General features: G+C 53.5%; 13 protein-coding genes and 1 other RNA gene. 8 read left to right on the forward strand and 6 right to left on the reverse strand.

Translation table 11 applies throughout. The features are described from left to right. Positions 1-80 precede the first annotated feature (80 nt). Positions 81-656 carry an outer membrane beta-barrel protein gene (locus H7U06_RS05235; RefSeq protein ID WP_175625104.1) on the forward strand — a complete coding sequence of 192 codons (576 nt, stop codon included), beginning with the start codon at positions 81-83 and terminating at the stop codon, positions 654-656. 36 nt (positions 657-692) lie between these two features. Here the strand turns inward: H7U06_RS05235 and H7U06_RS05240 are convergent, their stop codons facing one another. From H7U06_RS05240 to H7U06_RS05265, 6 genes are all read right to left on the reverse strand, one after another. Beyond that, positions 693-1,355, reverse strand: coding sequence for a response regulator transcription factor (locus H7U06_RS05240; RefSeq protein ID WP_175625105.1), 663 nt, complete (start codon positions 1,353-1,355; stop codon positions 693-695). Positions 1,356-1,875: 520 nt separating this feature from the next. Next, positions 1,876-2,236, reverse strand: a transfer-messenger RNA (tmRNA) gene (gene ssrA, locus H7U06_RS05245). Positions 2,237-2,330: 94 nt separating this feature from the next. After that, on the reverse strand, positions 2,331-2,990 hold the full coding sequence (locus H7U06_RS05250; protein ID WP_175625106.1) for an HAD family hydrolase: 660 nt from the start codon (positions 2,988-2,990) through the stop codon (positions 2,331-2,333). 65 nt (positions 2,991-3,055) lie between these two features. Then, the gene (gene ubiG / locus H7U06_RS05255) at positions 3,056-3,751 is read right to left on the reverse strand and encodes a bifunctional 2-polyprenyl-6-hydroxyphenol methylase/3-demethylubiquinol 3-O-methyltransferase UbiG (RefSeq protein WP_175625107.1); all 696 of its coding nucleotides are present in this window, start codon (positions 3,749-3,751) and stop codon (positions 3,056-3,058) included. A gap of 97 nt (positions 3,752-3,848) precedes the next feature. Continuing rightward, positions 3,849-4,469, reverse strand: coding sequence for an outer membrane protein OmpA (ompA, locus tag H7U06_RS05260; protein ID WP_124573344.1), 621 nt, complete (start codon positions 4,467-4,469; stop codon positions 3,849-3,851). Positions 4,470-4,785: 316 nt separating this feature from the next. Further along, positions 4,786-5,454, reverse strand: a complete 669-nt coding sequence (locus tag H7U06_RS05265) for an OmpA family protein (RefSeq protein ID WP_175625108.1) — start codon at positions 5,452-5,454, stop codon at positions 4,786-4,788. Positions 5,455-5,708: 254 nt separating this feature from the next. On the opposite strand from H7U06_RS05265, the gene gyrA reads away from it, so the two are divergent. The 7 genes from gyrA to cmk all read left to right on the forward strand — a co-directional run bounded on the left by gyrA (position 5,709) and on the right by cmk (position 14,737). Beyond that, positions 5,709-8,330, forward strand: a complete 2,622-nt coding sequence (gene gyrA / locus H7U06_RS05270; RefSeq protein WP_175625109.1) for a DNA gyrase subunit A — start codon at positions 5,709-5,711, stop codon at positions 8,328-8,330. Then, positions 8,330-9,421 (forward strand): 3-phosphoserine/phosphohydroxythreonine transaminase, encoded by a 1,092-nt coding sequence (gene serC / locus H7U06_RS05275; RefSeq protein WP_175625110.1) that lies wholly within the window; start codon positions 8,330-8,332, stop codon positions 9,419-9,421. The genes gyrA and serC overlap by 1 nt, the downstream gene beginning before the upstream one ends. Before the next feature lie 33 nt (positions 9,422-9,454). Continuing rightward, positions 9,455-10,531: a prephenate dehydratase gene (gene pheA / locus H7U06_RS05280; RefSeq protein WP_175625111.1), complete on the forward strand. Its 1,077-nt coding sequence runs from the start codon at positions 9,455-9,457 to the stop codon at positions 10,529-10,531. A gap of 65 nt (positions 10,532-10,596) precedes the next feature. Continuing rightward, positions 10,597-11,703 carry a histidinol-phosphate transaminase gene (gene hisC / locus H7U06_RS05285; RefSeq protein ID WP_175625112.1) on the forward strand — a complete coding sequence of 369 codons (1,107 nt, stop codon included), beginning with the start codon at positions 10,597-10,599 and terminating at the stop codon, positions 11,701-11,703. A 39-nt stretch (positions 11,704-11,742) separates the two neighbouring features. Next, entirely contained in the window at positions 11,743-12,645 is a 903-nt protein-coding gene (locus H7U06_RS05290) for a prephenate dehydrogenase/arogenate dehydrogenase family protein (RefSeq protein ID WP_175625113.1), read from the forward strand. Beyond that, on the forward strand, positions 12,642-13,967 hold the full coding sequence (gene aroA, locus H7U06_RS05295) for a 3-phosphoshikimate 1-carboxyvinyltransferase (protein ID WP_175625114.1): 1,326 nt from the start codon (positions 12,642-12,644) through the stop codon (positions 13,965-13,967). The genes H7U06_RS05290 and aroA overlap by 4 nt, the downstream gene beginning before the upstream one ends. 92 nt (positions 13,968-14,059) lie before the next feature. Next, complete coding sequence (gene cmk / locus H7U06_RS05300; RefSeq protein WP_175625115.1) at positions 14,060-14,737, forward strand: (d)CMP kinase; 678 nt, start codon at positions 14,060-14,062, stop codon at positions 14,735-14,737. Positions 14,738-14,925: the final 188 nt, after the last annotated feature.

Below are 14,925 nucleotides of genomic sequence, written 5' to 3' on the forward strand. Positions count from 1 at the left end.
CGGCCTATAAGGTCGGCATGGCAGCAATTTGCCGTTTCCCATTGTTCAGGGTCACGCATTCCGTTTTCGTCAGAAGTGTAATGTCCATTAAACCGCTCGTTTTTGCAGTGCTATCCGTCGTTTCCGCCGTTTCGTTTGCAGATGAAAATGATGTCGGGAAATTCTATTTAGGCCTGGATGCCGGTAGCGGCAAGGTCAAGAAAAAAGACCCGCTAACTCCGAATTCTCGGGTTACTTCCGAAACGGACAGGGTGGATGGCGGCCGACTTTACGTCGGTTACCAGATCACGCCCAAGCTGAGCGTAGAGCTGGGAGCGGTACGTCCCAGCGACTATAAGCAAAGCGCGATTAACGGCGTCTTTTCTTACAATGCGCGGGTCGAGACCAAAAATCATGACCTGGCTTTCTTTTATAAATTACCCGAGCTCCTACCTGGCCTGTATGTACTGGGCGGCGCGACGTATTCGACTATCAATACCACGATCGAGTTTCCTGCATTACGCAGAACTAACTCGGTCCGGAAAACGGATACAGACTTTACGTGGGGGGGCGGTTATGAAGCCCGGCTATTCGGGAACGTGGACGGACGCATCATGTATGCGCGCTATGCGGGCACCAACCTTGTTACGGTCGGTCTCAAATATCGTTTCAAATAGCATGGGATAGGGCGCAGATGCCTTGTTAGCGGCTGCTTAAAATACTTCTATGTCGGCGCAGAAGCTATAGCCTTTGCCATGCTCGGTTCGGAAGGGAAGTTCTTCCGGACAGTTTTCTCGCCAGCGACGGCGCAGGCGGCTAACGATTTGCTCCAGCCTGCGTTCATCGTAATCCAGCCAGTCGGCACCGAAGGCATTCGCAATAGTACGACGACTGACGGCCTGGCCGGCTTGCGCGGCCAGCAGTTCGAACAACTTCAGTTCGTATTCAGATAATACTTCGGCATGCCCGTTAGGCGCATACAGCTTGCGTTCCACGCTATCGAGCCGCCATCCACCCAGGCCCATGCGTCTCTCCAGCGCGCTGATATGGGCCAATAGCTCGTCATAGCGTACCGGTTTGACCAGGTAGTGATCGGCACCGTCGCGTAAGCCAGTAATTTTGTAATTGACGCCGCCCTGGGCGGTCAGCATGATGATGCCGCATTTGTTGCGATACTGACGCAACCTGGCTGCGACTTCCAGGCCATCGCCGTCCGGCAGTCCCACGTCTATCAAGGCGATATCCATGACATCCATCAGGGGCATGAATTCTGCGGCGCTGCCTGCTTCCATCACCTGATGTCCTTCGCTCCTCAGGAAGTCGGCGATTTCCTGCCGATAGTCAACCTCATCTTCCAGTAACAACAGCTTTGCCATATCTGTATACGCCCGTTATCAGCCTGCCCAATACATACTTGCCGCACTTATCCTTCAGGGCGCATATTGCCATACATTTTTTGCGTGTTGATGTGGCTAGGTCAAATGATCACCTCTTTCCTGAGCCGGAAAGCGCATAGGGTGGGACTTACGAAGCCGGACGACTCACCATTTCGATAGTTGAAATAACATCCCTGACCTTGAATGGCTTCAGAAGGATGCGGGAAACTTGCAATATCTTTAGGCGTTCAGCCAATTCTTCGTCGCAGCTTGGTGTGATGATGAAATCCAATAGCTGTCTGGCTCGATTCTGTTGCCGTAAGGGGAGGAGTGTCAATAAGGACCTGTCAGTGGATTACGATAGTGGGCTCCCGACTGTGTGCTTGCAAGCGCACAGCGCTCAGCCAGCACAACGCATGCGTTGCGCAACCCTGGCTACGCCCCGCGTCCCGCGAGTTCGATCCCCTCAACGTCAATACAAATAAAAAAGGCCATCCTGATGGATGACCTTTTGTATTGGTGGTGGAGGCGGCGGGAATCGAACCCGCGTCCAGAAGCACTCTACAGACAGTTCTACATACTTAGTGCTGCCATTTGATTTAACCCGTACGACGCGGACGCACACGCTGCGGACAGGCGAGTCACCTATTGTTTAACGTCTTGCCAAGTGACCCGGCACGACGCGATTCCTTGTATATGACTTCACTGCTGTTGCCAGCCCGCCCCAAGGAAGAAACGGTGTGAAGCTAACCGGTATTAAGCGGCTAGTGCGTACGAGTTATCGTTTGCAGTTATTACTTTTCTGGTTGTATTTACGAGGTGACCAGTCCTCGGTATGCCCTGCGCTGCTTTGCAACCCCTGTCGAAACCAGGTCGCCCCCAAAGCATTGCCATTGTATCGCATTAGATGGGGTGTTTCACGGCAGATTCAAGTGAGCCGATTTTTGCCGGTGTATCTGAAGCTGCATTGCCGTTTTACTGCTTAATCAGTGTAAATAATTGCTGTGGTGACTCTGCCAATGCATCCGCATTCCAGCTTGCCGGTTCTACATTTCCGCAATAACCCCAGCCTGCTGCGATGGTAGTCATGCCAGCAGCCTGGCCAGCCTGGATGTCGCGTAAATCGTCGCCAACGTACCAGCAGTGCTCAGGGTCTATGCCTATGCGTTTGGCGGCTTCAAACAGCGGGGCAGGGTGCGGCTTGGGATGGCTGGCCGTGTCGCCGGAGACGACGCAGGCTGCGTGATCCAGACCAATTTGCGGTACCAGTCTGTCGGTCAGGTAGCTGACTTTGTTAGTGACGATGCCCCAGACGATGCCCTGATCCTGCAATTGCGCCAGCAGTTCAGTGACGCCATCGAACAGACGGCTTTCTACTGCTATCGATGCTTCGTAGTTTTTCAGGAAAGCATCGCGTAGTTCAGGATACTCGGCATCTTGCGGAGTCAGGCCAAAGGCGGCACCGATCAGGCCACGTGCGCCAGCAGAAGCAGTAGGACGCAGCAATTCGTAGTCGGTTGGTTCCAGGCCGCGTGCAATGCGTAATTGATTGACGGCTCCGGCCAGGTCGGGCGCGGTGTCCGCGAGTGTGCCGTCGAGATCAAACAATATGGCGAGTGGCGTGCGTAGTGTCATGTGAACTCGTGCAGAGAGGTAAGCAAGGCCAGGCTACATGCGCAGGCCTTGCAGTGTGTCGAAGATCAGGCTGGCTTGGTGCAGGCGATCAGATAGTTGACGCTGGTGTCCTGGTTCAACGAGTAGATCTTGGTCAATGGATTGTAGCCCATGCCTTTGAGTGCATCGATATCCAGGCCAGCTTCGCGTGCGAAGCGTGACAACTCTGCCGGAGTAATGAACTTGGCGTAATCATGTGTGCCTTTGGGCAGCATGCGCAGCAAGTATTCTGCACCTATGACCGCATGCAGATACGCTTTCGGATTGCGGTTGATGGTCGAGAAGAATACTTTGCCACCTGGCTTTGCGAGTTTGGCGCAGGCAGCAACGATGGCTGCAGGATCCGGTACGTGCTCCAGCATTTCCATGCAGGTCACCACATCGTAGCGACCAGCTTCGCGCTCCGCCAGATCTTCTGCCGCGATCAGTTCATAGCGTACCTGTACGCCGGATTCCAGGCTGTGCAGATCGGCTACTTTCAATGCTTTTTCTGACAGGTCTATGCCGGTGACATTGGCGCCGCTCTTGGCCATCGATTCGGCCAGGATGCCACCACCGCAACCGATGTCGACTACAGTTTTGCCAGCCAGTGGCGCACGGCCATTGATCCAGCCCAGGCGCAGCGGATTGATTTCATGCAGAGGACGGAATTCTGATGTTGGGTCCCACCATTGATGGGCCAAATCGCTAAATTTTTTCAGTTCTAAAGGATCGGCGTTCATGGGCTAAATGATAACTGGAAAGTGCGGCGAGCGCGCTGGTTTGCGCAGACGAAAAAAAACCCCGCCGGAGCGGGGTTTAGATTTCGCTAGAAACGAATTATTTGCGTGTGCCAACAACTTCGATTTCTACGCGACGGTTTTGTGCGCGACCAGCAGCTGTTTTGTTAGTAGCAACTGGTTGTTTTTCACCTTTGCCTTCGGTGTAAACACGTTTCGCGTCAACGCCTTTGCCAACCAAGTAAGCTTTAACAGCTTCTGCGCGGCGAACCGACAGTTTTTGGTTGTATGCATCGGAACCGACCGAGTCAGTGTGACCAACAGCAATGATAACTTCCAGGTTCAGATCTTTCAGTTTCGAAGTCAGATCGTCCAGTTTAGCTTTGCCTTCTGGTTTCAACACTGCTTTGTCGAAATCAAAGAATGCGTCAGCTGCGAAAGTTACTTTTTCCGAAGTTGGAACTGGAACAACTGCTGGAGCTGGGCTAGCTGGAGCAGGGGCTGCAGCTGCAACCAGTGCACCGTCGCAACCTGGAACCGAGTCAGCTGGTGTCCAGTAGCCAGTGTGCCAGCACAGACCGGTCGAGTTGCGAACGATCGTACCGTTAGTAGCTTGTGCATAAGCGCTGTTTGGTGTGCTTGCTTTGATGTCGGTCTGTGCTTGAGCAGACATTGCGACAATCGCGGACGCAGCGAAGACGAGTTTTGCTAATTTATTCATATTTCTTTCTCCTCTCGAGTGAGATATCCGCAGACTAAACTGCGCAAAATTACGTGAATGACATCGGAAATGGATATTAACACGCGCTTCAACAACCACATGAAACAAATTGTTCGCATGCAATGGTTTAACTTGGCTCCATTTTGCCACAGCCAGCCACTACAACGACCGATTGCTAAATCGACTAATTAACGTTTTTTCCAAAGCGTTGTGTTTAAACAACGCTTGCTAAGAATTATTTCCCCTCGCAAAACATTGACCTTTGGACATCAAAAACGTTCATGTTTTGAAGAAATATTTATTAAAAAGCACTCTTTTATTTCGGCAAACTGTGCATTTCTATTAAAACGCGCCGATTTGGTGCTAAACATGCAACTAGTTTGGTGCGGCTCAATTTGCTGTCACATTCCTTGATCGGCTGTGTCGCACCGGCACCGGCTACCTTCATATTGACCGTCACGCCCTTTTTCTTTAGATAGCCGGCGACCGCAGCGGCACGTTTTTCCGACAGGGCCTGGTTGGAGTGCGCATTGCCCAGCAGATCCGTGTAGCCGGTAATCGTCATGCTGCTGGCGCCGTTGCAGGCAGTCAGTTTTGGCAGGACGTCGCGATCGATGCGGTTTTTGGCTGCTCTATTTAACACTGCCTGGTTCAGGCCAAAGGTTTGGTCGCTTTCCAGTGCGATAGTGAAATCGCAAGGATTGGCCGCAAGCGCAACCGGCGCTACCTTGCCATCCAGATGGCTGGCAACGTCGGGTGCGATTGGGTTCGGAATAGGGGAGGCCAATGCACCGTCGCAGCCTGGGACTGCATCGGCTGGCGTCCACGTGCCGGAGCGCCAGCACAGGCCAAAGGCACTGCGTGTGACGACGCCGCGGCTGTCCTGGGCATAAGCATTGTTGGCTGGGACCTGAATATCAGTTTGCGCGGCGACGTAGGAGGAGGATGCGCCAAGCAGCAAACCAAGGACCACTTTGTTGATCATGTTTTTCTCTTATTAATAGATGAGTGCTGGAAAAAGCAGCAAATTTTTGACAGTCAGCATTTAAACATATTTTCTTCTTGCCACGTGACCGCAATGGTCGCCGCGGCGAAAGCTCCCGGAATGCCGAAAGCGGGGAGCGAAGGTCTCTGCCGTGTTAAAATCTTACGATTTGCCGGATCGCCCGTAACTAAGCTTTACTGCTCAAGCGATTCTTCATTATTAAAACCCCTAGCCAAAGACCAGACGAACCGCCAATGGATCAATTCGCTAAAGAAACAATTCCTATTTCACTCGAAGAAGAGATGCGCAAGAGCTACCTCGATTACGCGATGAGCGTTATCGTTGGCCGCGCATTGCCCGATGTGCGTGACGGCTTGAAACCGGTGCATCGCCGGGTATTGTTTGCCATGCATGAGATGAATAACGTGTGGAACCGCCCGTTCGTGAAATGTGCGCGCGTGGTCGGTGAAACCATGGGTAAATATCACCCGCACGGCGACGCGTCGATTTACGACACGCTGGTGCGTATGGCACAGCCGTTCTCGCTGCGCTATATGCTGGTCGACGGGCAGGGTAACTTCGGCTCCATCGACGGCGATAACGCAGCGGCTATGCGTTATACCGAGTGTCGTCTGGATAAGATCGCTGGCGAATTGCTGGCTGATCTGGACAAGGAAACTGTCGACTTCGTACCGAACTACGACGGCAAGGAAAAGGAACCATCGGTACTGCCGACGCGTATTCCTAACCTGCTGATCAACGGTTCGTCCGGTATTGCGGTCGGTATGGCGACGAATATCCCGCCACACAATATTACTGAAGTCATCGATGGTGCTTTGCATGTGTTACGCAATGCAGATGCGACAGTCGATGAACTGATCGAAATCATTCCGGCACCGGACTTCCCTACGGGCGGCATCATTTATGGTGTGTCCGGCGTACGCGATGGTTATCGCACTGGCCGTGGCCGTGTGGTGATGCGCGCGAAGACGCACTTCGAGGAATTCGGCAAGGAAAACCGTGCGGCCATCATCGTCGACGAGTTGCCGTATCAGGTAAACAAAAAGTCGCTGCTCGAACGTATCGCTGAATTGGTACGTGACAAGAAGCTCGACGGCATCTCCGACATCCGCGACGAATCCGATAAATCGGGTATGCGCGTAGTGATCGAACTGAAGCGCAATGAAGTACCGGAAGTCGTGCTGAACAATCTGTACAAACAGACCCAGCTGCAAGACACCTTCGGTATGAATATGGTTGCGCTGGTGGATGGTCAGCCTAAGTTGCTGAACCTGAAGCAGATGCTGGAATGCTTCCTGTCGCATCGTCGCGAAGTCGTAACACGCCGTACCATATTTGAACTGCGCAAAGCACGCGAACGCGGTCACGTACTGGAAGGCCTGGCAGTTGCATTGGCCAACATTGACGACTTTATCGCGATCATCAAAGCAGCACCGACTCCGCCGGTGGCAAAAGTTGATCTGATGTCGCGCGCCTGGGATTCGTCCGTGGTGCGTGAGATGCTGGCACGTACCGGTGAAGCATCTATCGGTGGCGTGAATGCATTCCGTCCGGAAAACCTGCCTAAGCATTACGGCATCCAGACTGACGGCTTGTACAAACTGTCGGATGACCAGGCACAGGAAATCCTGCAGATGCGTCTGCAACGCCTGACCGGTCTGGAGCAAGACAAGATCGTTAATGAATACAAGGAAGTCATGGAGCAGATCGCTGATTTGCTCGACATCCTGGCCAAGCCGGAGCGTGTCACCGTCATCATCAATGATGAACTGACGCTGGCTAAAAACGACTACGGCATCGGCAATAAAGATGAACGTCGTTCGACCATCGAACTGAATGCTACCGACCTCGGTACCGAAGACCTGATCACACCGCAGGATATGGTCGTGACCTTGTCGCATACCGGTTACATGAAGGCGCAGCCGATTTCCGAATACCGTGCGCAGAAGCGTGGCGGTCGCGGCAAGCAGGCGATGGCGACCAAGGATGACGACTGGATCGACCAGCTCTTCATCGCGAACACACATGATTACATCTTGTGCTTCAGCAACCGCGGTCGTTTGTACTGGCTGAAGGTATGGGAAGTGCCACAAGGTTCGCGCAACTCGCGCGGCAAACCTATCGTCAATATGTTCCCGCTGCAGGATGGCGAAAAGATCACTGTGATCCTGCCTATCTCCGGCGAAAACCGCAGCTTCCCTGAAGATCATTACATCTTCATGGCAACCAGCCTCGGTACCGTGAAGAAAACCTCGCTCAGCGATTTCAGCAATCCACGTAAGGCCGGCATCATCGCGGTCGACCTGGATGATGGCGACTTCCTGATCGGTGCTGCACTGACCGACGGCAAGCATGACGTCATGCTGTTCTCCGATTCCGGCAAGGCAGTGCGCTTCGACGAAAACGATGTACGTCCTATGGGCCGTACAGCACGCGGCGTGCGCGGCATGAACCTGGAAGAAGGTCAGCAAGTCATTGCATTGCTGGTGGCTGAGAACGAACAGCAATCCGTGCTGACGGCAACGGAAAACGGCTTTGGCAAACGTACGCCTATCACCGAGTACACCCGTCATGGTCGTGGCACCAAAGGCATGATCGCGATCCAGACCAGCGAACGTAACGGCAAAGTTGTGGCGGCGACCCTGGTCGATGCCAGCGATGAAATCATGCTGATTACGACCGGTGGCGTACTGATACGTACCCGCGTGGCAGAGATCCGCGAAATGGGCCGTGCGACGCAAGGTGTGACCCTGATTGCAGTCGAAGACGGCACCAAGCTGAGCGGACTGCAACGCATACTTGAATCAGATGTAGAAGTTGATGATGATCAATCCGGTACGGAGGAAGCAGAATAATGAAGCGTGTGTATAACTTTTCGCCGGGTCCGGCTGCATTGCCTCAAGAAGTAATCAAGCAGGCAGCAGAGGAAATGACAAACTGGAGAGGTAGCGGTTTGTCAGTGATGGAGATGAGCCATCGCGGGCGGGAATTTACGGAAATCCTGGCAACAACCAAAGCCGATCTGCGCTCCTTGTTGTCGATTCCGGATAATTACAAAGTACTGTTGATGCAAGGTGGTGCCATCGCGGAAAACGCGATCGTGCCTATGAACCTGGTTGGCCACAAAGCGCAACCTGCGACTATCGACTTCGTCAACACCGGTCACTGGTCGAGCAAGACGATCGAAGAAGCACACAAGTACGCGAAGGTGAATGTTGCTGCTTCGTCCGAAGACAAAGGTTACACCTATGTCCCTGCACGTGATACCTGGAAGCTGACACCTGACGCCGCCTATGTGCATATCTGCACCAACGAAACCATCGGCGGTGTCGAGTTCGACTTCACACCTGACGTCGGCAACGTACCTTTGGTCGCGGATATGTCGTCGAATATCCTGTCGCGCGAAATCGATATCTCCAAGTACGCCGTAATCTACGCTGGCGCACAAAAGAACATTGGTCCTGCTGGTGTCACCATCGTCATCGTGCGTGATGACATGCTGGGTCACGCATTGCCTATCTGCCCGTCCGCATTCGACTGGCAGCAAGTGGCTGAGCATGACTCCATGTTCAACACGCCGCCGACCTATCCTATCTACATCGCCGGCCTTACCTTCCAATGGATGAAACGCCAGGGCGGTGTGGCTGCGATGGAGCAGGTCAATATCGCGAAAGCGAAATTGATGTATGACTATTTGGATTCGACCGGTTTCTACCTGAACAATGTTCCTGCAGCGAATCGCTCGCGCATGAACGTACCGTTTTTCCTGAAAGACGAGTCGCTCAATAGCAAGTTCATCGCGGAAGCGGACCAGCAAGGCCTGGTACAACTCAAAGGCCATAGCTCGGTCGGCGGCATGCGTGCGTCGATCTACAACGCGATGCCGATGGAAGGTGTACAGGCACTGGTCGCGTTCATGAAAGACTTCGAGAAAAAGTACGGCTGATTTTTATTCAAATAAAAGATTGTTTGCATAACTATGACGACCGACGACAAGCTCAAACCACTGCGTGAACAAATCGATGCCATCGATGCGCAACTTCTCGATTTACTGAATCGACGCGCACGCGTCGCGCAGGAAGTCGGCCACGTCAAGGCGGAGACCAATGCACCGGTCTTCCGTCCGGAACGCGAAGCGCAGGTCTTGCGCAGCGTGGCAGAACGTAATCCCGGGCCTTTGCTCAACACCGATATCCAGACTGTTTTCCGTGAAGTGATGTCAGCTTGCCGCGCGCTGGAAAAGCGCGTGACCGTCGCTTACCTGGGACCGGTCGGCACTTTTAGCGAACAGGCTGTCTATCAACAATTTGGTCGCTCTGTCGATGCGATGCCTTGCGCTTCCATCGATGAAGTCTTCCGCGCTACCGAAGCGGGTACTGCCGATTTCGGCGTCGTGCCTATCGAAAATTCGTCGGAAGGCGTGATCAATCGTACGCTGGATTTGCTGTTGCAAACCACACTGACGATTAGCGGTGAAGTGTCTATCCAGGTGAATCACAGCCTGATGACGCGTACCGGTTCGATGACAGGTGTAAAAACTATCTGTGCGCATTCGCAGGCGCTGGCGCAATGCCAGGTCTGGTTGAACCAGAACTACCCGAACATCGAACGTATGGCTGTCGCTTCCAATGGCGAAGCGGCGCGCCTGGCGGGCGAAGATCCGAGCGTGGCTGCTATTGCAAGTGAGATCGCCGGACAGAAATACCAGTTGCAAGTCATCAAGGCGCACATCCAGGATGATCCGCATAACCGTACACGTTTTGCTGTCATCGGCCGTTTGCAAACGTCGGCCAGCGGCAAGGATCAGACTTCGTTGGTACTCTCGGTGCCAAACAAGGCGGGTGCGGTTTACAACTTGTTGGCACCTCTGGCCAAGCACGGTGTGTCGATGACCCGTTTTGAATCGCGTCCGGCACGCATGGGTACGTGGGAGTATTATTTCTACGTCGACGTCGAAGGTCATCTGCAAGACGCCAAGGTCGAAAGCGCCTTGAAAGAGCTAAAAGACAACGCAGCATTTTTCAAAGTGCTGGGTTCGTATCCTTCCAGTTTGTGATCTATAGCGGGCACTGTATGCGGTGCCCGACTTTGCTTCAGACGTGATTAATTTTGGAATCTGCTATGTCAATTAAGTTTGGTCCTGACTACGTTCGTGCGATTGCGCCTTACCAGGGCGGTCGCCCGATTGCTGAAGTCGCGCGTGAATTCGGCCTCGATGAAGCGAAAATCGTAAAACTCGCTTCAAACGAAAATCCGCTCGGCATGCCTGAGGCGGCGAAGCAGGCGATGGCAGCAGCGCTGGCGGATGCCGGTCGCTATCCGGATGGCAATGGTTTTGAGCTGAAAGCAGCGCTGACCGCCAAGTATGGTGTGCCTGCTGAATGGATCACACTAGGTAACGGCAGCAACGACATCCTCGAACTGGCCGCGCACGCATTCGTGCAGCCGGGTCAATCCGTCATTTACGCGCAGTATTCTTTTGCCGTGTATCCGCTGGCGGCGCAAGCCGTCGGTGGCCGTTCGCTGGTAATCGCGGCGAAAGATTTTGGCCATGACCTGGATGCGATGGCGGATGCGATAGAAGCTGATACGCGTTTGATCTTTGTCGCGAATCCAAACAATCCGACTGGTACCTTTATCCCGGGTGAGCAGATTGAATCTTTCCTGAAGCGCGTGCCGCCGGAAGTGGTGGTGGTGCTGGATGAAGCCTATACCGAATTCCTCGCACCGGAACAGCAATACGATTCCATCGCCTGGGTCGCCAAGTATCCTAATTTGCTGGTGTCGCGCTCCATGTCCAAGGTCTATGGCCTGGCAGGTTTGCGCATCGGCTACGGCATTGCGCAAGCGGGCATCACCGATTTGCTGAATCGCATACGCCAGCCTTTCAACGTGAATTCGCTGGCGCAAGCTGCGGCGATTGCTGCATTGAATGACCATGCTTTCGTACAGAAAAGTGCGCAATTGAATGCCGCCGGTTACCGTCAACTGACACAGGCTTTCGATGAATTGAAGCTGCGCTATTTGCCATCTTCCGGTAACTTCGTCATGGTCAAGGTTGGTGATGACGATGGCGCCGGTGCGCGCGTCAACCTGGCTTTGCTGAAGCAGGGCGTGATTGTGCGTCCGGTCGGCAATTATGGTTTGCCGCAATGGCTGCGCATCTCCATTGGACTGGAAGAAGAAAATACCATCTTCATTGCCGCGTTGAAAAAAGCCCTGGCCTGATTTTGTATTGAACCGATCAACTTTAATCCCTACGCTCTCGTGCTAAAAAAAATCGTCATCTTTGGAGTGGGTTTGATAGGCGGATCGTTTGCGCGCGCTTTGCGCCAGGCGGGAGCAGTTGAACAAATCGTTGGCGTAGGGCGCACCGCTAAGGTGTTAGAGCGCGCTAAAGAACTGGGCATCATCGATGTCGCCAGTACGTCGGTTGAAGAGGCTTTGCGCGGTGCTGACCTGGTATTGCTGGCAGCACCGGTTGCGCAAACCGAAGTGATCCTAAAATCTATCAAGCCTTATTTGCAAGCCGGTACCGTGGTGACTGACGCCGGGAGTATCAAGGGCGAAGTCGTCACTACTGCGCGTGCAGTCCTGGGTGACAAGATTACGCAATTTGTACCCGGTCATCCTATCGCCGGCTTGGAAGCCAATGGCCCTGAAGCAGCGATTCCCGATCTGTACGTAGGCAAGAAGGTCGTATTGACGCCGCTGGCGGAAAACTCCGCCGCCGATGTCGCTTTGGTAGCGCAAGCCTGGCAACAATGCGGTGCGATCATCCATCAGCTAACACCTGAAAATCACGATGCAGTATTTGCAGCTGTCAGCCATTTGCCGCACTTGCTGGCGTTTGCACTGGTAGACGATATTGCGAACAAACCGCACGCTGATTTGCTGTTTCAGTACGCCGCCAGCGGCTTCCGCGATTTTACACGGATAGCGGGCTCTTCCCCCGAGATGTGGCGCGATATCAGTTTGTCTAACCAGGGCGCGATCCTGACTGAACTGGATGCCTATATTGCACAGCTGACCCGCTTCCGTGCGCAATTGGCGGCTGGTGATGGTTTGGCGATGCAAGCGATGTTTGCGAACGCACAGCAGGCGCGCCAGAACTGGCAGCGCAGCATAGAAACGGCTGAACCTCAGCACCAACCAGATGGCGATAAATGAAACACTATCCGCATTATCTTGACCTGAAACCGGCGATGCACGCGAAAGGCGTGGTGCGTTTGCCTGGTTCCAAAAGTATTTCCAACCGTACCTTGTTGCTGGCAGCATTGGCGCAGGGGACGACGCATATCCGTGATTTGCTGGCTTCCGACGATACGCATGTCATGCTGATGGCATTGCAAAAACTGGGCGTCAAATGGGAGCAGATAGGCGAGTCGCAGGATTACATCGTGCACGGCGTCGATGGCAGCTTTCCGGTACACCAGGCCGATCTGTTCATGGGTAATGCAGGTACCGCGATACGTCCGTTGACCGCGGCACTGGCAGTGACAGGTGGTGATTACACCTTGCATGGCGTGTCACGCATGCACGAGCGTCCTATCGGTGATCTGGTCGATGCCTTGAATGCAATCGGTACACATATTGAATACACCGGCGAGCCGGGTTATCCGCCGCTGCATATCCAGCGTGGTCGTATACACGCGCATGAGATGTCGGTGCGTGGCAATGTATCCAGTCAGTTCCTGACGGCGTTGCTGATGGCTGCGCCTTTGATGGCGCGCGAACAGGATGTAACCATCAATGTGATCGGTGAGTTGATCTCCAAGCCGTATATCGAAATCACGCTGAACCTGATCCAGCGTTTTGGCGTGGAAGTGCAACGCAACGGCTGGCAATCGTTCACGGTGAAAGCCGGTCAACGCTATATCAGCCCGGGCAATATCCATGTTGAAGGCGATGCTTCGTCGGCATCCTACTTCCTCGCCGCTGGTGCAATCGCTGGTGGTCCGGTGCGTGTCGAAGGTGTGGGGCAGGACAGCATCCAGGGCGATGTGCGTTTTGTGGAAGCGCTGGAACAAATGGGTGCAACCATACGCATGGGCGATAACTGGATAGAAGCCGAGTCGAATGGTGTCTTGCGCGCGATTGATGCCGACTTCAACCATATTCCGGATGCAGCGATGACGATAGCCGTTGCGGCACTGTATGCCGACGGTCCGAGCATCTTGCGCAATATCGGCAGCTGGCGCGTCAAGGAAACCGATCGCATCAGTGCGATGGCGACCGAGCTGCGCAAGCTGGGTGCGATCGTGGAAGAGGGCGAAGACTACCTGAAGGTGACGCCACCTGCCGAGATACTGTCCGCAGCGATTGATACCTATGACGACCATCGCATGGCCATGTGCTTCTCGCTGGCGACCCTGGATGGGGCAGCACGCCGTGGCAACAAGGAACGTATTAATGACCCGCAATGCGTGGCCAAGACCTTCCCTGAGTATTTCGAAGCCTTTGCCAAGGTTACCGAAGAGAGTTTGTTTTAATGCATGGCGGGATGTAGTGTCATCCCGCTAGTATCCATTCCCTTTATGACTGCGGCGCTGGGCCGCAGTTGTATTTTTGACACACTTGTTAAATGACATCCACTCCAACTTCCGCTATTCCGGTCATCGCTATTGATGGTCCGACCGCTTCCGGCAAAGGCACGGTTGCCCAATTGGTAGCAACCGAACTTGGCTTCCACTACCTCGATTCGGGTGCTTTGTATCGTCTGACTGCCTTGTCTGCCTTGTATCGCGGCATCGCCATTGATGATGAGCAAGCTGTCGCTAATTCCGTCGAAACCCTCAAATGTGGCTTCAAAGATGGCGACATCTTCCTTGATCGTGAAAACGTCACAATGTCGATCCGGGCTGAGGAAGTTGGTAATACAGCATCAAAAATCGCTGCTTTGCCTGCTGTGCGCAAGGCCTTGGTCGATTTGCAGTTGCGCTTCCGTGAAGCTCCAGGCCTGATTGCTGATGGCAGGGATATGGGAACCGTGATTTTCCCGGACGCCAAACTCAAGGTCTTCCTCACCGCCAGTGCCGAAGCGCGCGCTGAAAGACGTTATAAGCAATTGATTGACAAGGGATTTTCTGCTAATATAGAAGACCTTCTGAAGGATTTGAACGAGCGTGATGCCCGTGATGCGAATCGCGCAATTGCCCCGCTCAAGCCCGCCGAAGATGCGTATTTGCTGGATACCTCGAATCTGACTGTGCAACAAGCAGTGGATCAGGTGCTCACCTGGTATGCCGCTGTAAAGAATTAAGCAGTAAAAATAAGAAGTAAGCGTAGTAGCTGTTTGTAGTACCTGGTGTCTGTCCGGTGCAAAGTCGGGCAGGCGTTGAAAAACCTAACCCATGATTCGTTCCATTTGCTGTTTTTATATACGGCAATCGATTAAACCCGAATCCTGGTCAACTTGTTTAAATCTATGACTACTGTTGTCACCTCTGA

This window comes from Herminiimonas sp. Marseille-P9896 (assembly GCF_903993245.1).
GTDB classification, from domain to species: Bacteria; Pseudomonadota; Gammaproteobacteria; order Burkholderiales; family Burkholderiaceae_D; genus Oxalicibacterium; species Oxalicibacterium contaminans.